Origin of the sequence: Bradyrhizobium sp., assembly GCF_016219575.1 — a bacterium.
In the GTDB taxonomy this organism is placed as follows: Bacteria; Pseudomonadota; Alphaproteobacteria; order Rhizobiales; family Xanthobacteraceae; genus Bradyrhizobium.
On record NZ_JACRMG010000008.1, the window covers coordinates 71,517 to 93,770 of the forward strand.

General features: G+C 66.0%; 22 protein-coding genes. 9 read left to right on the forward strand and 13 right to left on the reverse strand.

Translation table 11 applies throughout. The features are described 5' to 3' along the window. The first annotated feature begins 93 nt into the window (after positions 1 to 93). Complete coding sequence (locus HZB49_RS04985; RefSeq protein WP_291609400.1) at positions 94 to 915, forward strand: helix-turn-helix transcriptional regulator; 822 nt, start codon at positions 94 to 96, stop codon at positions 913 to 915. Here HZB49_RS04985 and HZB49_RS04990 read toward each other — a convergent pair. Further along, a complete protein-coding gene (locus tag HZB49_RS04990) occupies positions 903 to 1,700 on the reverse strand; it encodes a thioesterase family protein (RefSeq protein WP_291609401.1) in 798 nt (265 codons plus the stop codon). The two genes, HZB49_RS04985 and HZB49_RS04990, sit on opposite strands and share 13 nt — an antisense overlap. A 170-nt stretch (positions 1,701 to 1,870) precedes the next feature. Here HZB49_RS04990 and HZB49_RS04995 point away from each other — a divergent pair, with 170 nt between their 5' ends. Beyond that, on the forward strand, positions 1,871 to 2,536 hold the full coding sequence (locus tag HZB49_RS04995) for a DsbA family oxidoreductase (RefSeq protein WP_291609402.1): 666 nt from the start codon (positions 1,871 to 1,873) through the stop codon (positions 2,534 to 2,536). A gap of 3 nt (positions 2,537 to 2,539) precedes the next feature. Here HZB49_RS04995 and HZB49_RS05000 read toward each other — a convergent pair whose 3' ends face one another. The 6 genes from HZB49_RS05000 to trxC all read right to left on the reverse strand — a co-directional run bounded on the left by HZB49_RS05000 (position 2,540) and on the right by trxC (position 7,467). After that, complete coding sequence (locus HZB49_RS05000; protein ID WP_291609403.1) at positions 2,540 to 3,484, reverse strand: cupin-like domain-containing protein; 945 nt, start codon at positions 3,482 to 3,484, stop codon at positions 2,540 to 2,542. Further along, a complete protein-coding gene (locus HZB49_RS05005; protein WP_291609404.1) occupies positions 3,481 to 4,677 on the reverse strand; it encodes a GNAT family N-acetyltransferase in 1,197 nt (398 codons plus the stop codon). Before HZB49_RS05005 ends, HZB49_RS05000 begins: the two co-directional genes overlap by 4 nt. A gap of 210 nt (positions 4,678 to 4,887) precedes the next feature. Next, positions 4,888 to 6,327: a cytochrome c oxidase accessory protein CcoG gene (ccoG, locus tag HZB49_RS05010; protein WP_291609405.1), complete on the reverse strand. Its 1,440-nt coding sequence runs from the start codon at positions 6,325 to 6,327 to the stop codon at positions 4,888 to 4,890. A 31-nt stretch (positions 6,328 to 6,358) separates the two neighbouring features. Beyond that, positions 6,359 to 6,748 carry a DUF302 domain-containing protein gene (locus tag HZB49_RS05015; protein WP_291609406.1) on the reverse strand — a complete coding sequence of 130 codons (390 nt, stop codon included), beginning with the start codon at positions 6,746 to 6,748 and terminating at the stop codon, positions 6,359 to 6,361. Between the two features lie 46 nt (positions 6,749 to 6,794). After that, positions 6,795 to 6,998: a DUF2892 domain-containing protein gene (locus HZB49_RS05020; RefSeq protein ID WP_291609407.1), complete on the reverse strand. Its 204-nt coding sequence runs from the start codon at positions 6,996 to 6,998 to the stop codon at positions 6,795 to 6,797. 25 nt (positions 6,999 to 7,023) lie between these two features. Continuing rightward, the gene (gene trxC, locus HZB49_RS05025; protein ID WP_291609408.1) at positions 7,024 to 7,467 is read right to left on the reverse strand and encodes a thioredoxin TrxC; all 444 of its coding nucleotides are present in this window, start codon (positions 7,465 to 7,467) and stop codon (positions 7,024 to 7,026) included. Between the two features lie 110 nt (positions 7,468 to 7,577). Between trxC and HZB49_RS05030 the strand changes: the two genes are divergently transcribed. From HZB49_RS05030 to HZB49_RS05045, 4 genes are all read left to right on the forward strand, one after another. Next, positions 7,578 to 7,877 carry a metalloregulator ArsR/SmtB family transcription factor gene (locus tag HZB49_RS05030; protein WP_291609431.1) on the forward strand — a complete coding sequence of 100 codons (300 nt, stop codon included), beginning with the start codon at positions 7,578 to 7,580 and terminating at the stop codon, positions 7,875 to 7,877. 106 nt (positions 7,878 to 7,983) lie between these two features. Then, a complete protein-coding gene (locus HZB49_RS05035) occupies positions 7,984 to 8,991 on the forward strand; it encodes an efflux RND transporter periplasmic adaptor subunit (RefSeq protein WP_291609409.1) in 1,008 nt (335 codons plus the stop codon). Beyond that, complete coding sequence (locus HZB49_RS05040) at positions 8,988 to 12,218, forward strand: efflux RND transporter permease subunit (protein ID WP_291609410.1); 3,231 nt, start codon at positions 8,988 to 8,990, stop codon at positions 12,216 to 12,218. The genes HZB49_RS05035 and HZB49_RS05040 overlap by 4 nt, the downstream gene beginning before the upstream one ends. An 11-nt stretch (positions 12,219 to 12,229) precedes the next feature. After that, complete coding sequence (locus HZB49_RS05045; protein WP_291609411.1) at positions 12,230 to 12,589, forward strand: carboxymuconolactone decarboxylase family protein; 360 nt, start codon at positions 12,230 to 12,232, stop codon at positions 12,587 to 12,589. Between the two features lie 9 nt (positions 12,590 to 12,598). On the opposite strand, the gene HZB49_RS05050 is transcribed toward HZB49_RS05045, so the two are convergent. Further along, entirely contained in the window at positions 12,599 to 15,325 is a 2,727-nt protein-coding gene (locus HZB49_RS05050; RefSeq protein ID WP_291609412.1) for an EAL domain-containing protein, read from the reverse strand. Between the two features lie 50 nt (positions 15,326 to 15,375). After that, positions 15,376 to 16,479 carry a FecR family protein gene (locus tag HZB49_RS05055; RefSeq protein WP_291609413.1) on the reverse strand — a complete coding sequence of 368 codons (1,104 nt, stop codon included), beginning with the start codon at positions 16,477 to 16,479 and terminating at the stop codon, positions 15,376 to 15,378. 130 nt (positions 16,480 to 16,609) lie between these two features. On the opposite strand from HZB49_RS05055, the gene HZB49_RS05060 reads away from it, so the two are divergent. After that, the gene (locus tag HZB49_RS05060) at positions 16,610 to 18,370 is read left to right on the forward strand and encodes a ShlB/FhaC/HecB family hemolysin secretion/activation protein (RefSeq protein ID WP_291609414.1); all 1,761 of its coding nucleotides are present in this window, start codon (positions 16,610 to 16,612) and stop codon (positions 18,368 to 18,370) included. A gap of 54 nt (positions 18,371 to 18,424) precedes the next feature. On the opposite strand, the gene HZB49_RS05065 is transcribed toward HZB49_RS05060, so the two are convergent. Together HZB49_RS05065 and HZB49_RS05070 are read right to left on the reverse strand one after the other, a co-directional pair. Beyond that, positions 18,425 to 18,757 carry a hypothetical protein gene (locus tag HZB49_RS05065; RefSeq protein ID WP_291609415.1) on the reverse strand — a complete coding sequence of 111 codons (333 nt, stop codon included), beginning with the start codon at positions 18,755 to 18,757 and terminating at the stop codon, positions 18,425 to 18,427. Positions 18,758 to 18,856: 99 nt separating this feature from the next. Beyond that, positions 18,857 to 19,234 (reverse strand): hypothetical protein, encoded by a 378-nt coding sequence (locus tag HZB49_RS05070; RefSeq protein ID WP_291609416.1) that lies wholly within the window; start codon positions 19,232 to 19,234, stop codon positions 18,857 to 18,859. Between the two features lie 188 nt (positions 19,235 to 19,422). Here HZB49_RS05070 and HZB49_RS05075 point away from each other — a divergent pair, with 188 nt between their 5' ends. Further along, positions 19,423 to 19,659, forward strand: coding sequence for a hypothetical protein (locus HZB49_RS05075; RefSeq protein WP_291609417.1), 237 nt, complete (start codon positions 19,423 to 19,425; stop codon positions 19,657 to 19,659). 150 nt (positions 19,660 to 19,809) lie between these two features. Beyond that, positions 19,810 to 21,297 carry a caspase family protein gene (locus tag HZB49_RS05080; RefSeq protein ID WP_291609432.1) on the forward strand — a complete coding sequence of 496 codons (1,488 nt, stop codon included), beginning with the start codon at positions 19,810 to 19,812 and terminating at the stop codon, positions 21,295 to 21,297. Positions 21,298 to 21,329: 32 nt separating this feature from the next. Here the strand turns inward: HZB49_RS05080 and HZB49_RS05085 are convergent, their stop codons facing one another. Then, positions 21,330 to 21,569: a PilZ domain-containing protein gene (locus tag HZB49_RS05085; protein ID WP_291609418.1), complete on the reverse strand. Its 240-nt coding sequence runs from the start codon at positions 21,567 to 21,569 to the stop codon at positions 21,330 to 21,332. Positions 21,570 to 21,709: 140 nt separating this feature from the next. Then, positions 21,710 to 22,171, reverse strand: a complete 462-nt coding sequence (locus tag HZB49_RS05090; RefSeq protein ID WP_291609419.1) for a PaaI family thioesterase — start codon at positions 22,169 to 22,171, stop codon at positions 21,710 to 21,712. Positions 22,172 to 22,254: the final 83 nt, after the last annotated feature.

Here is a 22,254-nt window from a genome sequence, read left to right on the forward strand (position 1 = left end):
TTCCCTGCGACAAACGCGAAGCGTTTGCGCGGAGATCATGCTCCAGCAAAGTGACGCGTTTACAGCAGCGTTGCGCTTTCGCATAATCCGCGCATGGACAGGCGCCTCTCCAAATCCGAATCGCACGGCAATCCCGTCGGCGATCTCCTGCGCGGCTGGCGCACCCGCCGCGCCATGAGTCAGGCCGATCTTGCTTTCGAGGCCGGCATCTCGATCAAGCATCTGAGCTTCGTCGAAACCGGCAAGGCCGTCGGCAGCCGCGATATCCTACTGCAACTGGCCGGCGCGCTTGATCTATCGCTGCGCGACCGCAACGCGCTGCTCGAGGCCGGCGGCTTTGCGCGGCAGTATGGCGAGCGCGATCTGGCCGCGCCCGAGGTCGCAGACGCAAAGCGCGCGATCGATCTCCTGTTGAAGCGACACGAGCCGTTTCCCGCCATCGTCACCGATCGGCGCTGGAACGTGCTGCAGGCCAATGCCGCGGCGGCGCGGCTGATGACGATGCTGCTGGGCGAGGCGCGCATGCAGCGCCCGCTCAACCACATGCGGATGTTTCTCGCGCCGGACGAGTTGCGCCCCTATGTCGAGAACTGGCCGAAAGTCGCCGCCGCGCTGCTGATGCGCGCGCGGCACGAGGCGATGGCGGCGCCGCTCGATCTTGCGCTGCAATCGACCTGGCGCGAGCTGTTGAAGCTGCCCGATCTGCCGGCGGCCCAGTTCGACGAGAACGAGACGCCGGGTCCGCTGTGCGAGGTGCGCCTGCGCAAGGGCGACATCGCGGTGGGCCTGATCGGCACGGTGCTCACGCTCGGCACGCCGCAGGACATCACGTTGCAGGAACTGCGCGTGGAGATGTTCATGCCGGCGGACGATGCGTCGCAGGCCGTTCTCGAAGAAGCGGCTCACGACGCCTGAGCCTGCGCCTCGCGCCGCTCGAAGCTCATCGCCTGCATCACTTCCGCGAACGGTCCCTGGCGGTCGCTCAGCGTCGCCGTGGTCAGCCCTGCGCCATTGGCGCCGACTCGCGTCCGTGAGCGGATCAGGATCCACTCGCCCTCGGGCGGCCGGAAGAAATACAGGCTGATCTCGGGATTGATGAAGGTCCATTCGCGCATGTCGACGATCTGCGCGACGCCGCTGGAGAAATCCGCAGCCTGCACCGCCTGCAACAGCGGCGTGTTGGCCTCGCCCTCGACCATGGGCACGTCGAGCCGCATCCATGCCGCCGCGGGGCCGGGCTTCTCCAGCGCGCCCTCGATCAGGCGCACCGAGACGTTCTGGAAATATTTGCTCCAGCGTTGCGCGAAGCCCGGCGGCGGCGTGCCGCTCTCGGGCGGCGCATCGGCGGCCGCGGTCTTGCCGAAGGGGTCGGCGGGCGACTCGCCGCCCTGCGCGGTCAAGAGCGCCGTGCAGCGGCCGATTTCGGTGTCGCCGTCCATCAGCCGCACCTGCAGCGTCTTGGCCTTGCGGCCGTCGCGCAGCATCTCGCTCGCCACGCCGAACGCGCGCAATCCTGCCGGCCGCCAGAGATCGAAGGTGAGGCGGCGCACCGCGAAGCCGCTGGCATTGGCCAGCCGCTCCACCTCGCGCGTCATCAGTCCGGTGGTGGCGCTGCCTTGCAGCATGTCCGGCGACCACGGTCCTCCCGCCTGCTCGGTAGCACGGAACAGGGGGCCTTCGGGCTTGAAAATGGCGGTCATGGGCGTCTCCGCTGGGCGTTCGTCGGTCGATTGCTATGGCGGCTCCGCGAATCCCGCAATAACCGCGGAGGTTATGTTGGGTGGGCCATGCGGCCCCCGCCCTTGTCCCGCCGCGGGATCGGGCTATGTTCAGCGCTCCATTCCAGCCGGGAGAAGTCCAGGAGAATGCCATGAGCGACCTGAAGCCGCTGAAGCTCGACATCGTCTCCGACGTGGTCTGTCCCTGGTGCTACATCGGCAAGCGCCGCATCGAGGATGCGCTGGCGCTGGTGCCCGATGTGCCCGTCGAAGTGCGCTGGCGGCCGTTCTTCCTCAATTCCTGGGTGCCGCGCGAGGGCATCAGCCGCGACGAATATCTCACCGCCAAGTTCGGCTCGGTCGAGGCCTACAAGGGCATCGCCGGCCGCGTCGTGCAGGCCGCAAGCGAGGAGGGGCTGAGCTATCGCCCCGAGCTGGTCAAGCGCCAGCCCAACACCATCGACTGCCACCGGCTGATCCACTGGGCCGATCAGCAGGGCAAGGCCGCCGAGATGAAGCAGCGCCTGATGGAGCTCTATTTCCGCGACGGCGGCGACCTCACCGACGCCAATGTGCTGGTGCAGGCGGCAGCCGATGTCGGCCTCGATGCCGAGGACGTGCGCAGGCGCCTTGCCACCGATGAAGACGTAGCGCTGATCTCCTCCTGGGCGCAGGAAGCCTCCGACAAGGGCATTTCCGGCGTGCCGACCTTCGTGTTCGCGCAGAAATACGCGGTGTCGGGCGCGCAGCCGGCCGAGCAGCTCGCGCGGGCGATCCGTCAGGTCTCGGCGGAGATCAACGCGCAGGCGGCGGAGTAGGGCTCACGCCCCCTTCAGATAATAATTCGCCTTCTTGCCGAGCGCGATGCGGCGCAGCACCTTGCGCATCGCCATGGAGCTTCTCAGCGGCCTGATTGCGGTCGCAACGGTGCGATAGAGCGCGAGCTTCAGCGCGTCCAGCGCCGGCTGCCGGCCCGGCGGCTTCTGCGGCAGGCCGATGCCGCGCAGCCACGAATTGAAGAAGTGCAGATCGTTGTTGCGGCGGACCTCGCGCGTCTTCCAGGTGATCGCCATCGAGATCGAATAGGTGCCGGCGGTGCGCACCCAGTGCGGCCACTGATAGGGCACGTAGCAGCCTTCGCCCGCGAAAAGATGGAATTCGGTGGCGCGCGGCGCGAAGCGCTCGTCGAATTTCAGGTTGCGGTGCTTGGTCATCGAGCGCTCGATCTCGTCGTCGTCGACGACGGCGCGGTCGGTGTTGTCGTAGATGGTGAAAAACTTTTCGCCGTGGATGTGGACGAAGAAATTGTCCTCGCTGTCGAGGTGGAACGGCGTCGTCGAATTCGGCGAGGACACGAACAGGAATCCCTCGACCTGCTCGAAGCCGGCATCGAGAAGGCTGTTGAAGCCGCGGGCGCGGGCGACCGACAGCAGCGTGTCTTCCAGCAGTCTGCGATATTCCGGCGAATTCTCCACGCGCTTGAGCACCATCCAGGCGCCGGCGGTCTCGATGCGCTTCACCACCTCGACCGGATCGAGATCGACGGAGGGGATCGCGTCCGGATCCTGGCTGATTGCGACCTTGCCGGAATTGTATTCGATGAGGTCGCGCGGCAGCTCGGCCGCCAGCTGCGCAATGCGCGGCAGCGTCAGCAGCGGATGGCCGGAAAGCTTGTGGCGGATCGCGAACGGCCTCAGCGGAAAGTCGCGGCGCAGCGCGTCGTTGGAAGCGGTGATGACGGGGGCAACCGCCGTGGTCGTGTTCATGCGGACTTCTCCTGACGGCTTTCCCGGCATTGCCGGAGGAAACGAACGGCGCGGCGGGCCGGCTCGCGAATCGCCTGGCGCAGCGCCAGTGCGGCGCGAATCAGCGGAACGACGGGATCGTGGCGCCGCAGCGGAATGAGCACGTCGCCGATGGCGAGGCGTCCGCGCCAGATCGGATTGATCATGGGGTGGTCGGGCGCGGCGGTGGAATCGGCGAAGCGGATGGCGGGATCGGCGCAGAGATGCCGCGTCAGCTCCAGCGTGAGCTGCACGCCCGGCGAAAATTTCGCAAAGCGCTCGTCGACGCCGAGCTTGAAGAAGAAGGCGCGGTCCCGGTGGCGCAGCACGATGCCGGCGGCAACCGGCGTGTCGGCGGCGCGCAGCGTGACGATCTCGCACTGGCCGTGGGCGGCCAGCGTCACCGTGGCGCGGCGGATGAAGGCGGCGTCGCCCGGGTCCTGCGCCAGCGCGGTGCCGCGCTGGGCTTTCCAGCCGCTGGCTTCGAGTTGCAGGAACGTCTCGACCGCGGAGGCGACGTCCTCGGGCGTGCGCGCAATGTCGAAATGCACCGCGCCGTGGTCGGCGAGCCGGTTGCGCTGACGGCGCAGCTCCTTCAGCTTCTTGGCGCCGAGCGCTTCCTGCAGCAATTCGTCGGCGTCGCGCGTGGCATCCAGCGATGCACGCAGATGCGACTGCAGCAGGACCGGACGCAAGCCGTCGCGGCGCAGTTCCTCGCGGAAGGCCTTCATGGCGGGGCCATCGAGCGCCGCCGCGCGAAGAATCAGCGCATGGGCGCCGGCGGCGCGCGCCTGGCTCATGATTTCGAGCGCGGCAGGCTCGGCCAGCTCGCGATCGAGCAGCGGCGTGCACAGCGTGCCATAGGGATCGGCGCTGACCAGCGCCGGCAACGGAATCTTCCAGGCGCGCCAGGCCGAAATGACGGGCAGGAGACCGGTCAGGCGGGCATCGCGCCAGGCGCAAATCACGGAAGCATTGCTGCGGCCGCGCGCGGATGCGTCGACCGCCAGCTCCCAGTCGGGCAGGTAATAGCCGTTCGGCTCGATGGCGCGATCGGCGAGCATGCGCCAGGCATCGGCGTTGACGGTTGCGAGCGGCGCCGGCGCGGCGCGCACCGTCGCGGCATCCCGCTTCGATGCGCGGTGAACCAGGGCTGTATCGGCGATATCGGCCACGTCCAAAAAATCCCCGTGCGCGACGGGCGGACGTCGTTGACCCCTGTCGTCCGTCTTGTCAGCGCTGATGGCGTGAAGCTACCGGAAAAGTTTGGAGAAACCCGGGAGGAACCCCATCGATATCGAGCGGTAATGTTAACCGCTCGTTAGGCATCACCGCGTCGGGGAGGCCTCCCGGCGCCGGACATTGCCGGCACCGGCATTGGCCGCCTAACGCCCGCCAGGCACGAAATGGTCGCGCGCGGTCGCAGTCTGGCCGGTAACGACGTCGGTCGCCCTGATTTCGATATCCACGGTCTTCTGCGGAATCGCGGCCGGATCGACCTGCACCGACAGGCGGACTTCGCGGGTCTGGTCCAGGCCGACATCGACGATCAACTTGCCGTCGGGCCGGCGCGGAACGCCGGCAATCTGGACCTGCGCGCCCTGCAGTCCGGAGACGTCGATCGCGAAGGATCTCTCCGCGCCCTTGTTGAGCAGACGGACGGTGTAATCGTTGCGGATACCGCCATCGCTCAGCTGGACGAACAGCGGGTTGCGCTCATGCAGGGCGTTGATGCCCATCGTGCTTCTGGTGAGCAGCGAATACAGCATGACGCCGCCGACGATGGCGATGGCGACGGCATAGAGGATGGTGCGCGGGCGGACCGGCCGGTAGAGCGGGGCCTTGCCCTCGCGCCGCCGCTGCATGTTGACGTCGGTGTCGTAGCCGATCAGTCCGGTGGGACGATCGATCTGCTTCATGACGGTATCGCAGGCATCGATGCACAGGCCGCACTGGATGCAGCCGAGCTGAATGCCGTCGCGGATGTCGACGCCGGTCGGACAGACGTTGATGCATTGATGACAATCGACGCAGTCGCCGACCGTCTCGCCGTGGGCGCGCGCATGCTCGGCCTTCTTCACCGACATGCGCGGTTCGCCGCGGTCGAGCTTGTAGGTGACGTTGAGCGCCCATTCATCGGTGAGCGCAGCCTGGATGCGCGGCCACGGGCACATGTAGATGCACATCTGCTCGCGGGCATGGCCGGCGAAGACGTAAGTCGTGGCGGTGAGGATTCCGATCCAGAGATAGGCGATGAAGGGCGCCTGGAAGGTCGCAAGCTCCTTCACCAGCGTCGGGGCGTCGGCGAAATAGAGCACCCATGCCCCGCCGGTCCACCAGGCGATCATGAGCCAGAGGAAGTGCTTGAGCGCGACCTGGCGGATGTGCTTGAACGTCCAGCCGCGCTTGTCGCTCATGATCCGCTCGCGCCGGTCGCCTTCGACCCAGCGCTCCACCGCGTAGAACAGGTCGGTCCAGACCGTCTGCGGGCACATGTAGCCGCACCAGATGCGGCCCGCCACGGCGTTCATCAGGAACAGCATCATGGCCGCGAGAATGAGCAGGCCCGTGAGGTAATAGACCTCCTGCGGCCACAGCTCGACGAAGAAGAAGTAGAAGCGCCGGTGCGGGAAATCGATCAGGACGGCCTGACCCGGCAAGCCGGGCCCGCGGTCCCAGCGAACGAAGGGCAGCAGGTAGTAGATCCCGAGCGTGATGCAGAGGATCGTCCACTTGATGCGGCGGAACCTGCCGTGCACGGCCTGCGGATAGACCTTGGCGCGAGGCGCATAGAGTGGGCCTTCGATGAAGGTGTCGTCGCTCATGGGTTATCTCCCGCAACCGGTGCCCGTCTGCTCAGGCGATTTCAGCGACGACCTGCTTGAGCAGTTCGCGGACCTTGCCGGCAACGGCGCCGAGTCTCGGGTTCTCGATCGCGCTCATCGACGCAACCGGGTCGACCGCCGAGATCTCGACGGCTCCTCCTTCGTGCTGCTGAACCACCACGTTGCAGGGCAGCATGGTCCCGATCTTGTCCTCGAGCGCAAGCGCCTCATGTGCAAGCCTGGGGTTGCAGGCGCCGAGTATGAGATACGGCCGGAAGTCAACCCCGATCTTCTTGTTCAGGGTGTCCTTGACGTCGATCTGGGTGAGCACGCCAAAGCCGTGGTTTTTCAGCGACGCAGTAGTGGCCTCAACCGCCTTGTCGAACGGCAGGCTGACGGTCTTCGAAAAATGATAACTCATGGACAAATCCTTGTCTGACGAGGGGGTCTCGCGACCCCCGCGCCACTCAGTTGAACGCGCAACCGTCGCGCAGCCCGAGCTTCTTGAAGACCATCGCCGCCGGACAGAAGCCCGTGAACGATGCCTGGAACATGTTGAGCCCGGCAAACGCCGTCAGCAGGTACCAGTAGGCGTTGACATAGTAACCGAGCGAGAGGCCGAGCAGGACGACAAATCCTGCAAAGGCGAGAACGGCTTTATCGACATTCATGGGAGACTCCTTGTGGGTTGGATGACTACGATCGGGACAGGCCTGCTTCGGTCCACGCGACGATGTTGCGGGCGTCCATCGCGCCGGCATGCCGGGCGATCTCCTTGCCGCCGCGCATCAGGAGCAGGGTGGGTATGCCGCTGATGCCGAGCCGCGAGGACAGGGCAGGAGCGGAATCGGAATTGAGTTTCAGCAACCGGACGTTCGGCTCGAGCTGCCGAGCCGCGCGCTCGAACATCGGCGCCATCGCGCGGCACGGACCGCACCACGGCGCCCATATGTCGACGAGAAGCGGAATATCGCTGTTGGCGACGTGGCGTCCAAAACCTTCCTCATCGACCTCCAGGGGGTGTCCGGTAAAGATCGGCTGGTGGCAGGCGCCGCAGCGCGCGCCCTGCGGCGCACGCGCGGCCGGCAGGCGGTTGATCCGCCCGCAATGCCCGCAAACGATCTGGTGCGTCTCGCTCATGTGCCGGTCCTGACTTCCTCGATCCTGGCGATGTTGAGTCTGTCATGCAGTGCTTGACTATATATGCGAACTATCGTATATACGCAAGTATGAAAATAAATAGCGACATCATGGAGCGGGCGGCCGATCAGGCGAGCGATCTTCTCAAGGCGCTCTCCAACCGGCACCGGCTCCTGATCATCTGCCAGCTGATCGACGGCGAACGGTCGGTCGGCGAACTGGCCGCCTTCCTGAATCTGCGGGATTCCACCGTGTCGCAGCATCTGGCGCTCCTTCGCAAGGATGGCCTGGTGTCGGCGCGGCGGGATGCGCAGACGATCTACTATTCGATCGCCAGCGAGCCCGCGCGCGAGATCCTGAAGACTCTCTATCAGGTGTTCTGCGCCCCGAAGTCCGCAAGGACAAAGTAAACCTATTGGCGCCCGCGCAGCGGCGTGTTGAGCGAGATCAACGCCGGCTGCGGCAATGCCAATGAAATGCCGATCTGGCGCCGCCCCACGCGGTGGAAAGGTTCCCATGACTGCACGCTTCGTAAGGTTCCTGGCATTGCAGGCGGCTCTCGCGGCCGCCGGCCTGCCTTCGGGTGTTGCCGCCGCCGCCGAGACGCTGACCGTGGAGCGGCAACAAATTGCCGACGAAAAGGCGGTGTTCGCGACGGTCGAGAGCATCAGCGTGGTGCCGGCACGCGGGCGTATCGGCGGCACCGTTGTCCAGCTCAATGTCCGGGAAGGCGACCGCGTGACACGGGGGCAGGCGATCGCGGCGATCGGCGACGAGAAGTTGGTGCTGCAGATGAAGTCGCTGGACGCGCAGATCGAGGCGCTGCATGCGCAGGCAAACCAGGCGCAGATCGACTTCACGCGCATCGAGGGGCTGGTCGAGCGCGGTACGCTGCCGCGCGTCAAGCTCGACGAGGCGCGCACGGCGCTGAACGTCGCTGAGAACGGCCTGCGCGCGAAGACCGCCGAGCGCGCGGTCGTCAACCAGCAACTCAGCGAGGGCCAGGTGCTGGCGCCGTCCGACGGGCGGGTCTTGAAGAAGCTGGTCACCGTCGGTTCCGTCGTCCTGCCGGGCGATCCCGTCGTCACCGTTGCACAGCAGAATTTCAAATTGCGGCTGCGGGTGCCCGAGCGGCACGCGCGCTTCCTGAAGACCGGCGACCGGATTCGTGTCGATGGCGCCGAGCTCGGCGAGAATTCCCCCAAATGGGGCGTCATCGATCTCGTCTATCCGCAGATCGAGGAGGGCAGGGTGATTGCGGACGCGAGCGTCGAGGGGCTCGGCGAATATTTCGTTGGCGACCGGCTGCGGGTGTGGGTTTCCGGCGGCTCGCGACCGGCCTTCGTGATTCCCGCCGGTTATGTGAAGACCCGGTTTGGAATCGACTATGTCAGCCTGGTGCAGCCAGGCCGGACCATCGATGTCCCGGTGCAGCGCGGCCGCGAACTGCCGTCGCCCTCGCTTCCGGACGGGCTCGAGATCCTGTCGGGCATTGGGGCCGGCGACCAATTGGTGCGGCCATGAATCTCGGAATTTCCGGCCGGCTCACCCGGGCGACGATCGCCTCGCCGCTGACGCCGTTGTTCCTGCTCGCTGCGCTTGCCGTCGGCCTCATCGCCGTCGTCGTGATCCCGCGCGAGGAGGAGCCGCAGATCAGCGTTCCCATGGTCGATATCCGCGTCAACGCCGACGGGCTGCGCGGACCCGACGCGGTCGAGCTCGTCACCAAGCCGCTGGAGTCCATCGTCAAGGGGATCGACGGCGTCGAGCACGTCTACAGCCAGACCGAAGACGACCGCGCGATGGTGACCGCGCGCTTCTTGGTCGGCACCAAGGCCGAGGACGCGATCCTTCGCGTTCACGAGAAGATTCGCGCCAATCTCGACCGCATCCCCGTCGGCATTCCGGAGCCCCTGATCGTCGGCCGCGGCATCAACGATGTCGCCGTGACGGTCCTGACGCTGTCGCCGAAGCCGGAAGCGGCGGAGCGCTGGACCGACAAGGATTTGTTCGAGCTTGCCGACAAGCTGCGTTCCGAACTGATGAAGGTGGACAGCATCGGGCTCACCTATATTTCCGGCGGAAGCGCTCAGCAGATCAGGGTCGAGCCGGACCCGGAGAAGCTGGCGCTGTTCGGCGTCACGCTGCAGCAGCTGGTCGGCAAGGTCAGGGACGCCAACCGTTCCTTCCTGGCGGGCCGGGTCCGCGATGCCGGCACGGTGCGCAACGTCGCCGCGGGTCAGACGCTCGGCGGCGTTCCCGACATCGGCCTCTTGTTGATCTCCACCCGTGACGGCCGGCCGGTCTACGTCAAGGATGTCGCCTCGGTCGTGATCGGCCCGAGCGCGACCGAGCACCGGGTCTGGAACGACGCGCGCGAGGCGAAAGGACAATGGGCGCGGGCGCCCGCGGTGAGTCTCGCTTTGGCCAAGCGCGCCGGCGCCAATGCCGTCGTGGTCTCGGCCGATATCGCACAGCGACTCCAGGGGCTGAAATCCCGCCTGATTCCCGACGACGTCCAGGTCACGGTCACCCGCGACTATGGCGAGACCGCCAACGAGAAGGCGAACGAACTGCTGTTCCATCTCGGCCTGGCGACGATCTCGATCGTCGTGCTGATCGCGATTGCGATCGGCTGGCGCGAGGCGGTCGTGACCTTCGTGGTGATCCCGACGACGATCCTGCTGACGATGTTCGCGGCCAACCTGATGGGCTACACCATCAACCGCGTCAGCCTGTTCGCGCTGATCTTCTCGATCGGCATCCTCGTCGACGACGCCATCGTCGTGGTCGAGAACATCGCACGGCACTGGGCCATGCGCGACGCCAGGCCGCGCCTGCAGGCCACCATCGAGGCGGTCGCGGAAGTCGGCAACCCCACCATCGTCGCCACGCTCACGGTGGTCGCGGCACTGTTGCCGATGTTGTTCGTGTCGGGATTGATGGGCCCCTATATGGCCCCGATCCCGGCGAACGCCTCGGCGGCGATGCTGTTCTCTTTCTTCGTCGCCGTCGTGGTGGCGCCGTGGCTGATGCTGCGCCTGGCGCCGAAGGGTGCGCCGGCTGCCGCGCACGCCGCGCACGGCCACGACGAAGGTATTCTCGGCCGCCTGTACCGGCGTGTCGCAAGCCCGATTGTCAGCAGCAAGCGGTCGTCCTGGATATTCCTGCTCGGCGTCGGCATTGCCACGTTGCTGTCGATGACGCTGTTTGCGACGAAATCGGTCACGGTCAAGCTGCTGCCATTCGACAACAAGTCCGAAATCGCGGTCGTGGTCGATTTGCCGGAGGGCGCAAGCCTCGAGGCTACCGAGCGCACGCTGTTCGCGGCCGCTGAGATCGCGCGGCAATTGCCGGAGGTCACGTCGCTGCAATCCTATGCCGGTACGCCGGCGCCGTTCAATTTCAACGGCTTGGTGCGGCATTATTATCTGCGCGAACGGCCCGAATTGGGCGAAGTGCAGGTCAACCTCGCACCGCGCGGCGAACGCAAGCGCGCGAGCCACGACATCGCGCTCGACCTGCGGCAGCGGCTGAAGGCGCTCGACGTGCCGGCCGGCACCAGTATCAAGGTGGTCGAGGTGCCGCCAGGGCCGCCGGTGCTGGCGACGCTGCTCGCCGAGATCTACGGTCCCGATGCCGCGACGCGCCGTGCCGTCACGGGCGAGCTGAAGAAGATATTTGCCGAAGTGCCCTTCATCGTCGACATCGACGATTCCATCGGCGAGAAGCGGCCGCGGCTGCGGCTGTCGATCGACCAGGAGCGGCTGGAATTCTTCGGTGTCGAGCAGCGCGACGTCTACGATACCATCCAGGCGCTGTTCGGCGGCATCTCGATCGGCTACTCGCACCGCGGCGAGGACCGCAATCCGATCGAGATCGCGGTGCGCCTGCCGAAGCGGGGCCTGGTCTGGGACGAGGCACTGGCCTCGACGCCCGTGCCGGCCAACACGCTGCCGGGAAGCAGGACCGTCGTGGAACTGGGCCAGGTGGTGAAGGCCACCATGGAAGACGGCACGCCGGCGATCTTCCGCCGCGACGGCCGCTTCGCCGACATGGTGATGGCGGAATTGGCCGGCCGTTACGAAGCGCCGCTGTACGGCATGCTGGCGGTCGCCGACCGCATCGACGCCCATGATTGGGGCAAGCTGCCGAAGCCCGCGATCGGCCTGCATGGACAGCCCGCCGACGAGTCGCGTCCGACGCTGCTGTGGGACGGCGAATGGGAAATCACCTACGTGACGTTCCGCGACATGGGCGCGGCCTTCGGCGCGGCAATCCTCGGCATCTATGTGCTTGTGGTAGCGCAGTTCGGCAGCTTCCGCCTGCCGCTGGTGATCCTGACGCCGATCCCGCTGACCCTGATCGGCATCCTGATCGGTCACTGGCTGCTGGGAGCGCCGTTCACCGCGACCTCGATGATCGGGTTCATCGCGCTGGCCGGCATCATCGTGCGCAATTCGATCCTGCTCGTGGACTTCATCCGCCACAGCGGCGCGGAAGGCCGGTCGCTGCGCGAGATCGTGCTCGAGGCCGGCGCGGTGCGCTTCAAGCCGATCCTGCTGACGGCATTGGCTGCCATGATCGGCGCTGCGACCATCCTGCTCGATCCGATCTTCCAGGGACTCGCGATCTCGCTGCTGTTCGGCCTCGCCTCGTCGACGCTGCTGACCGTGCTCGTGATCCCGGCCATCTACATAGCACTGCGTGCGCCTGCCGAGCCGCAACCCGCCGACACCGGAACCACATGAAGAGGAAGACGATGGACAAGAATTACCCGGAAATCTGCAAGGAAATCACCGCCAACCTGCGCAAGCTGCGCAAGGACATCCCCGACACCATGCAGGGCTTCTCCGCGATGGCGCAGGCTGCGACCCGCGACGGCGCGCTGGACAAGAAGACCAAGGAGCTGATCGCGCTCGCGATCGGCGTCGCCGCGCATTGCGACGGTTGCATCGGCTTTCATGCCGAGGCTCTCGTCAAGCTGGGTGCCACGCGCCAGGAGGTCGAGGAGGCGCTCGGCATGGCCGTCTACATGGGCGGCGGTCCCTCGCTGATGTACGCCGCCGGTGCGATCGCCGCGTTCGAACAGTTCGAGAAGCAGCTGAGCGCCGCCGCCTGAGCCTGTGCTTTAGGCGATGGCCTTTTCGGGCGTTCGCTTCGCCGCCATGAACTGCTCGAACTGCTCTTCCAGCGCCGCGACCGGCATCGGCTTGCCGAAGAAATAGCCCTGGCCTTCCTCGCAGCCCATGGTCGCGAGCAGTTCCGCGGTGGCGCGGTTCTCGATGCCTTCGGCGATCACGGAAAGCCCGAGCTGCTTGCCGAGGGAGATGGTCGAGGAGACGATGGCGGCGTCGTCGGAATCGGTCAGCAGGTCGCGCACGAAGGAGCGGTCGATCTTGAGCCCGTCGAGCGGGAATTTCTTCAGGTAGCTCAGGCTCGCAAATCCCGTGCCGAAATCGTCGAACACCAGGCGCACGCCGAGCTTCTGGATGCGCAGGAAGGTATCGAGCACGCGCTGCTCGTCGGTGAGCAGGATGTCTTCGGTGACTTCCAGTTCGATCAGCGACGGCGTGACGCCGGTCGCCGCCAGCACCTCGGCGACAGTCCTTGCGAGGTCGCCGGATTGCAACTGTGACGGCGACAGGTTGATGCCGACGCGCAGGGGGTGGCCTGCGCGTTCCCAGGCGCGCGCCTGCCGGCAGGCCGTCTGCAACACCCAATCGGCGATGCGATCCGAAATTCCCGAGCTGTTGACGACGGACATGAATTCGCCGGGCGGGATCAGGCCGCGCACCGGATGATGCCAGCGGATCAGCGCCTCGGCGCCGACCAGCCCGATGTCGCCGAGATGCACCTGCGGCTGGTAGAACAGCTCGAATTCGCCGCGTTCGGCGGCATGCGCCAGTTCGTGTTCCAGCGTCAGACGCTGCTCCAGTTCCTGCCGGATCGAGTTCTCGAAGGCGACATAGCCGCCGCGCTTGATTGCCTTGGCGCGGTAGAAGGCAATGTGGCTGTTGCTGAGCAGTTCATCCGCGGTGCGGCCGCCGGCGGGATACACCGCGGCCCCGATCGAGACCTTGACGCGATACGGCCGCGTCGCTGCCTGCACCGGCTCGTCGAAGGCACGGCGAATGCGCTCCGCAAGGGCGGCTACACTTTCGGCCATGTCGGCGCAGCAGTACGCCAGGGCGAATTCGTCGCCGGAGAGGCGCGCAACAATGGCGTTGCTGCCGACATGCAGCTTCAGCCGCTCGGCGACCGCGCGCAGCACCAGGTCGCCATTGGCATGGCCCAGCGTGTCGTTGATCCGCTGGAACCCGTCGAGGCCGACCACCAGCAGCGCAAGCTCGCCGCCTTCGGCTTCGGCGCGCGCAATCATCGCCGCCAGCCTGGCATCGAGCGTATTCCGGTTGGCCAGTCCCGTCAGCGTATCGTGCTCGGCGAGATAGCGGATCCTCTCCGCCTCGCGCTTGCGCACGGAGATGTCGCGCAGGATCGCGCCATATTGATAGCCTTCGGTGCCTTGCCAGCCGGAGAAGCTGGCTTCGACCGGGAATACCTCGCCGTTGCTGCGCCGGCCGTCGAACTCGATGACGGTGCCGGGCGAATGACGGGCGGCTTCGCTGATCGACAATGCGTTGCCGCTGCCGGCGCAGATCGCCTCGAACGGCTTTCCGATCATGTCCTCGGCGCGATAGCCGAACATTGCGTCCGCGCCGGTGTTCCAGACCGTGATCAGGTAGTTGGCGTCGGTGCAGATCAGCCCGTCGCCGAGCGACATCGCGATGCGCTGGAAACGGCTCTCGGCGACGCGACCGAGCAGGGCGCGGATGTCGATTTCGTCGAGCGCGACGGCAGTGATGTAGACTACGATGGCGATGTGGAACAGCGCGGTGTCGAGTACGAGCGGGTAATTGGCCTGCAGCACGAAGCCGGCCGCCTCGATTGCAACCGCTGAGACGACGAGAGCCGCTGCGCGCGCGCCGGCAGAGAAGCGGCGCCAGGTCAGGAACATCGCCAGCGCCAGCAGCAACAGGCCGGCAGAAGTCACGGTAGCGGAGGTCCAGTGCAGCACGCGGCCCTGCAGGATCGATTCGGCCGCAACCGCCTGCAGCACCGGTCCGGCGACGATGCCGCCATTCGGCGTGGAGAAGCGGTCGCCGAGCTCGAGCGCGGTGCCGCCGACGATGACCTTCCTGCCCTTCAGCCGCTTCAGCGTCGCCTCGTCGCCGCGCAGCACGTCGATGAAGGAAACTTTCGGGATCGTCGCGGAGCGGATGCTGAAGTCGATCAGGAAGGAGGGGCTGTTGGCGTCGAACTGCCCGGCGAGCACGGCGCCCATCGAGGGCAGGAATTCGGCGTCGAGTTTCTGGCCGAAAGTATAGCGGCGCACCAGCCCGTCCGGCTCGACCGCGACGTTGACGACCGCCGTCCAGGCCTGGTCGCGGAACTGCGGCAGCGGGCGATTGAAATAGGTGGTGCCGTCGGCGCCAGGCTGCTTGAAGGCGGGCAGCACGGTCGATCCGCCGGCGCCGCGCAACGCCTCGACGAAGGCGCGGTCGGACGCCGGATCCGAAGGTGTGGAGAAATCGACGTCGAAGGCGACGTCGTTGATCCCGGCGGCATCGAGCCGCTGCAGAAGTTCGGCATGAAGCCGGCGCGGCCAGGGCCAGACGCCGATCCGCTCGATCGAGGGGGCATCGATGGCGATCACGACGACATCGCCGGTCGCCGCACGCGACTGCCATGCGAAGCGCAGATCGGCCAGCACGTTGCGCACCGTGCCCGGCCAGTTGGTCAGGAGTGCGATCGCCAGCACGACTGCGACCAAGATGTGCGGTCGATAGTTCTTCACCTTGTCCCCCGTCCCCCGTGCGGCGAGTTCAGTTCGCCGCGCGTCCTCTGCTACTTCTTGCGGCCGTTTCCGTTGCCGTTATTGCCGTTGCCGTGGTTGCCGTTGTTTCCGTTATTGCCGTTTCCGTTGCCGTTGTTGCCATTGCCATTGCCATTGCCATTGCCGCCGCCGGTGCCGGAGCCCACGACGGCCGCAACGGTCGACGACACGGACGATGCGGCTGCGCCGGCTGCGCCGCCGCCGTTGCCGTTGCCGGAACTCTGGCCGGTACTGCCGTTCGATCCGCTATCGCCGGAGCCCCACACGGTTGCGGTATCGCGATTGGCGGCGCTTCGCATGCCCGGCGCTGCGCCGGAATTGCGCGCAAGTCCATGCGTCACGCGGTGGACGTTCACCTTCACCTCGCCGAGCGAGGACGAAATCCGCGTCACGCCGGGCTTGGGTGCGCCGGCTCCGTGGCGATGCGGCTGCAGCGATGCCGAGCCGGGCTTGTTGGGTGCGGAGAGGCCGTTGCGCGGCACGGGCACGCGATCGATGGTGGAAGCGCGCGGCTGGCCATGCTGGATCGGCTGCAGCGTGCCGGCGCCGCCGAGCGAGAGGCCGGCATTGCCGTGCGAGAATGCGGTGGCGTGCTGGCCGGGCATGATCTGCGCAATCTGGCCCGTCTTGAAGTCGGCAACCTCGACCTGGCCGCGGACGACGTCGACGGTCGCGCCGGAGGCGTTCACCGTGACGCGGAACTGCGTGCCCTTGACGACGGCGGCGAGGTAGGGGGTCTCGACCTCGAAATGCCTGACATTCTTCTTCTCGACCTCGAGCAGGATCGAGCCCGCCTGCTGCTTGATGGTGGTCGACAGTCCTTCCTTCTTTTCCTGGGGCAGGGCGACCACCGTGTTCGGCGCAATCAGGATGCTCTCCTCGCCGCGGGCGAGAAGCACGCGGCCGTTGCGTCCGGTGCGGATGGTGTCGCCCGGCTTGAGCACCTCGTCGGTTTTCACCGAGGCCTGCTGCACACCCGATGTACTGCCCATCCAGACGTCGCCGGAAGACTTCTTCACCGACCAGGTGCCGTCATCGGCAGCGAAGGCGGTCGACGCGACGACCATGGCAATCGCGGTCGCGAAGGCACGAGAAATTCCGATTGCGTTACGCATGACACTTTCCCTCAGCCTGAAAATTCGAGGTTCAGCCTAGGAGGAAAGTTTCAAAATTGAGTGAGTTGGAACTGCCTTTTGGCGCGCGAGTCTTTAACGGTTCATTGACCATAAAAAACTATTAAGAATCATGGGCCTGAGGATCAATGAGGATCGAGCTGCGTCGTCTCCGTGGAACTACGGAGCTGCGTTCGCTTTTGTGCTCGGCCTGTTCGCTCTTTCGGTATCGGCGCACGCCCAGCAAGGCGGTTCGCCCGGCTTCGATGTCCGGCAGACGGAGCGGCGTTTTGAAGCGCAGGAATCTGAACAGGGCTCCGATGGCCGGCGCGGCGTCGCGGTACCGCGTGTCGCACGATCGGAGGCAGCAGCCGATCCGACACCGCTGTTCGTGCTGCTTAACATTTCGTTAACCGGTGCAAACGCGATCGCGCCTGCCCAGCTCGCCGGGGCATGGCACCCCTTTATCGGCAAGAAGGTGTCGCAGGCCGACCTCGCGAAGATCGCGACCGGGATCGGCGACATCTACCGCGCGGCCGGCTTTCACCTCAGCCGCGCCATCGTGCCGCCGCAGGACATTGCAGGCGGCTCGGTCCGCATCCAGGTCATCGAAGGTGCAATCACCGATGTCGAGCTGAAAGGCGACGGCGCCGGGCAGTTCGGCATCCGTGCGCTGCTCCATCCCGTCCTGGCAGAACATCCGTCGCGGTTCGTAACGCTGGAGCGCCAGTTGATGATGGTCAACGCGCGGCCCGGCGTGCGCATCACCGACACCCAGCTCGAGGAGATCGGCACGGCGAGCGGACATTTCCGCCTCGTGCTCTCTGTCAAGACCTGGCATGTCTATGCGTTTCTCGGCGTCGACAATCTCGGCTCGTCCGCGGTGGGGCCGTGGCAGAGCTATGCGACCGCGGCCTACAATTCCCTGATCGCGCCGGGCGACACGCTCGCGCTCAATCTCTCCACCACGCCCGGCGACCCGCGCCAGCTGCGCTTTGCGCGGCTGTCCTACGACACGCCTGTCGGCATCGACGGCCTGCGCATCGGCGCCTCCGGCCTCTACAGCGAGGTCTGGCCCGGCGACTGGCGCAGGCTTTTTTCCGACAACACCAAGACGGAGGCGTTCGAGCTGCGCGCCAGCATCATTCCGCTGCAGTCGCAGAAGCAGACCCTGACGCTGACATTGGCTGCGGGTTTTTCCAACGTGTCGGAGCGCGACTTCTTCGGGCCCTGGTACTATGACGCCATCCGCACCGTCAGCCTGAACGCGGATTATCGCCTGCAGGACAGTTTCGGCGGCACCAACTATCTCACCGTGAACTGGCGGCAGGGCCTCGACGTGCTCGGCGCTTCCGACAAGAGCGATGCCTGGACCTCGGTGTGGGGCGCCTCGCCGAAATTCTCGGCGCTGAATTTCTGGTTCACGCGCTACCAGACGATCAACGATTCGTTCTCGGTGAAGCTCGCTTCCGCCGGCCAGGTGGCTTCGGGTCCGATGTATCTGTCGCAGCAATTCTATCTCGGCGGCCTGGCCTTCGGCCGCGGCTACGGTGCGGCCGAGATCAGCGGCGACAACGGCATCGCCGGCTCGCTGGAGCTGCGCTACGACCGCAAGCTGAACTACCAGTACTGGAGCGGCTTCCAGCTCTACAGCTTCGTCGACAGCGGGCTCGTGTGGTGGGACGGCCTGCGTCCGTGGGACGGCACCGCGCTGACCTCGGCGGGCGGCGGCGTGCGCCTGTTCCTCGTCGGCGACCTGCAGGCCGATCTCGGCGTCGCCGTTCCGCTCGGCTACCGCGCGCCGGACAATTCGACGCGAAGCGCGCGCTTCCTGTTCACGCTGTCGAATGCGCTGAAACTTTGCCCCGAACGCGCAGCGACGCGCTGCCTGTAGCTCGAAGCAAGGAGAAAGCGCCGGGCAGGGCCCGGCGCTTCCGTTGCTATCGGCTTACCAGCGGTCGCTGCCGACGCCGACGCCCACGCTGACGCCGGGCGCGTGGATGCCGACGCCCGCGCGCGGGGTGTCGTCATAGTGGCGATGGTAGGTGCGACGCTCGTAGTAGCGCTCGCGCGGCTGATAGTAATTGTAGGAATCGCGCACGACCACCCTGGCTCCGCTGCGGCTGCGATAACAGTTGCCGTCGGTGTCGCAGACGAGCCGGACCTGCTGCACCGGATACGGATTGGCATATTCGCTCGAAACGTAAACGTCCGATGCCCGGGCGCTACCCGCAGACAGCGCTGCCGCGCCAGCCAGCAATGCGATTGCGAATGTCCTCATTTGTCCTCCTGCAGAAACCGAAACTGCCCTCGGCACGGCAAGCGCTGCCGAACCGATTGGTTCCCAGGAAAAACGAATCCGGCAGGATTTTTCCGGGAACTAGATCGGCTCGTAGGTTTCGGAGGCGCAGTTGTCGTCGTCCTCGACGCGGCGGCGATCGACGATCGCGTTGTTGCCGACCGTGAGCCGGTAGGTCTGCGCACCCAGCGGTTTGCCCATCACCGAATTGAGGTCGGCTCTCACGCAGGCGGTCCAGTTCGGGCCGGACGGTTCGCGCCGTGGCGCGGAGACGCGGACGCGCGACGGCTGCGAGGCCGAGGTGAAGACCTGTTCCAGGTTTTCGCGCATTAGCCGCCTGATATCAGGCGCCGGCTCCGGCGCGACGGGATCGGAGGCCTTGGCTCGCATGAATTCCGGCAGCGGCGAGCGCATGTCGGCAAAGCCGCAGGCGGACAGCGCCAGCGCGGCGCCTGCCATCAACGCACCCCTTGCAATGATCCGCCGCATCCCACCCCGCTTCGTCCCCACGCGGAACCCACATTTAGGCGTTCTGCCGTCAATTTGCGCAACCCCGGGGCGCAATTGTCGATCAACAATTGCTGAAGGCGGTACCAAGCGGCTATCGTTTTGGGTAATGGAATGGCGATGGGAACAGGGCGCGGGACATGCGGCTGACGAATATCTTCACGGTGGCGCTGGCGATCGGCGCATTGGCGGCATTGCCGCAGCAGACGCTGGCGCAGGCCAAGCGGCCGAATCCGCAGGAGAAGAAAGAAGAGAAGAAGCCGGAGATCGACGAGAAGGCCTACAAGGCCGCGCTCGACCGCATTCCCGAGCCCAAGGAGAAATACGATCCCTGGAGCGGCGCGCGCCCGGCGGAACCGGCGAAGAAGTCGAAGTGACCGCGCGTTCCCCGCAAGATCGGAAGCTGCGACAAATCAGCGTGGCGGCGCGCCTGCGTGATCTGGCGCACAGTTGAACCTTTCCATTCGGGGCCATGACCAATCGGCAGCCTGCAATGCCGGGAGGTCGACCCCATGTCTTTTCGCTCCATGTCTTTTCGTCGAGGGTTTTGCCGTTCGCTTTTCAAAGTCATCATTCCAGCCACGATCCTGTTGACGTCGGTTCCGGCCTGGGCCGAGAGCCGCATGGCGCTGGTGATCGGTCAATCCGCCTACAAGTCGGTTCCGGCGCTGCCCAATCCCGGCAACGACGCCAGGGCGATGACGCAGCTTCTCACCGACTCCGGTTTTGAAGTGTCGTCGGCCGCCGACCTGACGCAGAACCAGATGCGCTCGGCGGTCTCCGATTTTGCCGGCAAGGTGGCGGCCAAGGGGCCCGACACCGTCGCACTTGTTTTCTATGCCGGTCACGGTATCCAGGTCGACGGCGAGAACTTCCTGATCCCGACCGACATCGATCCGAAGCGCGAAGCCGACATCCCGATGCAGGCGGTGCGCCTCAACGACATCCTCAACACGCTGACGTCAGTGCCGAGCAGGATGCGTTTCCTGTTGCTGGATTCCTGCCGCAACAATCCGTTCCCCGAACTCGGCAAGAGCGCCGGCAGCGGCCTTGCAATCGTCGATGCCAAGGTCGGCGTGCCCGGCACCTTCCTGTCGTTCTCGACCTCGCCCGGCGCGGTCGCCGAGGACGGCAACGGCGTCAACAGCCCGTACACGACGGCGCTGCTGGAAGCGGCGAAGCAGCCGAACATCCCGATCGAGGAAACCTTCAAGCGCGTGCGCGTCGCCGTGAACAGGGCCACCGACGGCCGGCAGACGCCGTGGGATTCCTCGTCGCTGACGGAGGATTTCAAGTTCATCGGTCCCGCCACGCCGGGCCCGAAGCTCGCCGCGGCGAAGAAGACGGTGCAGGAATGGACGCGCGAGCTGAAGGGCAAGCCGGTCGAGGCCGCCAACGAGATCATCGTGGCCGACGGCTCCGACGAAGCCTATGAAGCCTTCGCCGTGATGTATGCGGGCACCACGCGCGGCCTGCAGGCGAAGGACTGGCTCGACCGCCATCGCCGCATGGTGGCCTGGAACAGGGCCGTGCTGATCAACACGGCGGCCGGCTACAGCGCCTTCCTTGCGCAATATCCCGCCAGCGATCTCACGATTACCGCGCGCAAGATGATCGAGCGGCTGCGCTACCGTCCGGAATTCGTGGCGGCGGTCGCAACCCCCGTGCAGAACGCCTCGCTCAACATGTGTCCGTGCGGCCCGCAGCCCGCGCCGCAGTTGCAGCCGCAGCAGAAGAAGGTCGACGTCACTCCGAACAAGAAGGTCGACGATCCGCCCAAGCGCGCCGGCAAGCCGAAGCCCGTGCGCGAGGTCGACGAGGTCGTGGTCGTCCGCCGTCCGCCGCCGACCGTGGTGTACGAGCAGGGGCCGCCTCCGGTCTCCATCGGAATCGGCGTCGGCATCGGCGGTGGCGGCTACGGTGGCGGCGGTCACCGCGACGGCGGCAGCTACGGTGGCGGCGGAAACTACGGCGGCGGTGGCAGCTATGGCCAGGGCCGCATGCGGGGTTACTGACGCGCGCGCGAACGCCTCGCGTCGTTGCTCCGCTAGCAGAACGCCATGCCGACGCGCCGCTCGTTGCTCCATACCGGGCGGCAGCGGCGCGCGAACCGGTCGCACTCGATCAGAAGCGTGAATGTCGGCGGCAGGTCCACGCGCTGGGTGAAGTCGGCGGCCGCACCGGCCGTCGACAGGTTGCGCACGGTGCAGGGAATGCTGCCGCCGTCGATGGCGACAATCCCGCCCTTCAATACCTTGTGGCGCTGAGCGGCGCGTTTCTCGATCATCGTCGCAAATCCGAAACAGCTCTCGACGGTCCCGAGGATAAGGCTTGCCGGATTACGGACGATTGAATCCGGTCTTCGGCAGGCCGGGCTGCGCCTTCAGCCTTCGTTTACGATGATGGTCCGGGAGGCGGGCGCCGCTCCTAGCCCAGCAGCGCGAAGGCGCTGGAGACCATCGCCACCGGCTTGTTGTCGGCAGCGCTGCTCAGCGTCACACGCCCGAAGCTCATGGTGCGGCCGAGGCGGACGATGCGCGCATCCGCCAGCACGTCGCTGCCCGCGGCCGCGCGCATGAAATGGGTGGTCTGGTCCACCGTGGTCATCTGCCGGTAGCCGCGGTTGGCCGCGAGATTGGCGATCACCATCGCGGTGTCGGCGAAGGCCATCAGCGCCTGGCCCGAGATGACGCCGCCGTGGCGGCAGATCCGTTCCGAGAAGGGCATGCGCAGCACCGCGCCGGGCTGCCAGTCGGCCACCCCTGCGGGCGGCTCGAAGAAGAAATCCTCGACGGAAAGACCGAGATCCAGAACCCAGGGCGCAAAGACCTCGCCCAGGATGCGCCGCGCCTCGGCGATGCCGAATTCGGCTCCGTGTTGTTGCTGCATGTTTCCTCGCCTGATTGTGAAGCGCATTGTAGGGGCCGCAGGGCCAAAGGGAACAGCGCAACTGCTTGAAAAGTCCCGCTATA

Coding starts and splice junctions, on each gene's coding strand:
- HZB49_RS05000 (WP_291609403.1), bottom strand. CDS start 3,484: ATGAACACGACCACGGCGGTTGCCCCCGTCATCACCGCTTCCAACGAC.
- HZB49_RS05040 (WP_291609410.1), top strand. CDS start 8,988: ATGAATCTCGGAATTTCCGGCCGGCTCACCCGGGCGACGATCGCCTCG.
- HZB49_RS05075 (WP_291609417.1), top strand. CDS start 19,423: ATGCGGCTGACGAATATCTTCACGGTGGCGCTGGCGATCGGCGCATTG.
- HZB49_RS05080 (WP_291609432.1), top strand. CDS start 19,810: ATGTCTTTTCGTCGAGGGTTTTGCCGTTCGCTTTTCAAAGTCATCATT.
- trxC (WP_291609408.1), bottom strand. CDS start 7,467: ATGAGCGAGACGCACCAGATCGTTTGCGGGCATTGCGGGCGGATCAAC.
- HZB49_RS05030 (WP_291609431.1), top strand. CDS start 7,578: ATGGAGCGGGCGGCCGATCAGGCGAGCGATCTTCTCAAGGCGCTCTCC.
- HZB49_RS05090 (WP_291609419.1), bottom strand. CDS start 22,171: ATGCAGCAACAACACGGAGCCGAATTCGGCATCGCCGAGGCGCGGCGC.
- HZB49_RS05065 (WP_291609415.1), bottom strand. CDS start 18,757: ATGAGGACATTCGCAATCGCATTGCTGGCTGGCGCGGCAGCGCTGTCT.
- HZB49_RS05035 (WP_291609409.1), top strand. CDS start 7,984: ATGACTGCACGCTTCGTAAGGTTCCTGGCATTGCAGGCGGCTCTCGCG.
- HZB49_RS05085 (WP_291609418.1), bottom strand. CDS start 21,569: ATGATCGAGAAACGCGCCGCTCAGCGCCACAAGGTATTGAAGGGCGGG.
- HZB49_RS05020 (WP_291609407.1), bottom strand. CDS start 6,998: ATGAATGTCGATAAAGCCGTTCTCGCCTTTGCAGGATTTGTCGTCCTG.
- HZB49_RS04985 (WP_291609400.1), top strand. CDS start 94: ATGGACAGGCGCCTCTCCAAATCCGAATCGCACGGCAATCCCGTCGGC.
- HZB49_RS05070 (WP_291609416.1), bottom strand. CDS start 19,234: ATGGCAGGCGCCGCGCTGGCGCTGTCCGCCTGCGGCTTTGCCGACATG.
- HZB49_RS05060 (WP_291609414.1), top strand. CDS start 16,610: ATGGGCCTGAGGATCAATGAGGATCGAGCTGCGTCGTCTCCGTGGAAC.
- HZB49_RS05015 (WP_291609406.1), bottom strand. CDS start 6,748: ATGAGTTATCATTTTTCGAAGACCGTCAGCCTGCCGTTCGACAAGGCG.
- HZB49_RS04990 (WP_291609401.1), bottom strand. CDS start 1,700: ATGACCGCCATTTTCAAGCCCGAAGGCCCCCTGTTCCGTGCTACCGAG.
- ccoG (WP_291609405.1), bottom strand. CDS start 6,327: ATGAGCGACGACACCTTCATCGAAGGCCCACTCTATGCGCCTCGCGCC.
- HZB49_RS05055 (WP_291609413.1), bottom strand. CDS start 16,479: ATGCGTAACGCAATCGGAATTTCTCGTGCCTTCGCGACCGCGATTGCC.
- HZB49_RS04995 (WP_291609402.1), top strand. CDS start 1,871: ATGAGCGACCTGAAGCCGCTGAAGCTCGACATCGTCTCCGACGTGGTC.
- HZB49_RS05045 (WP_291609411.1), top strand. CDS start 12,230: ATGGACAAGAATTACCCGGAAATCTGCAAGGAAATCACCGCCAACCTG.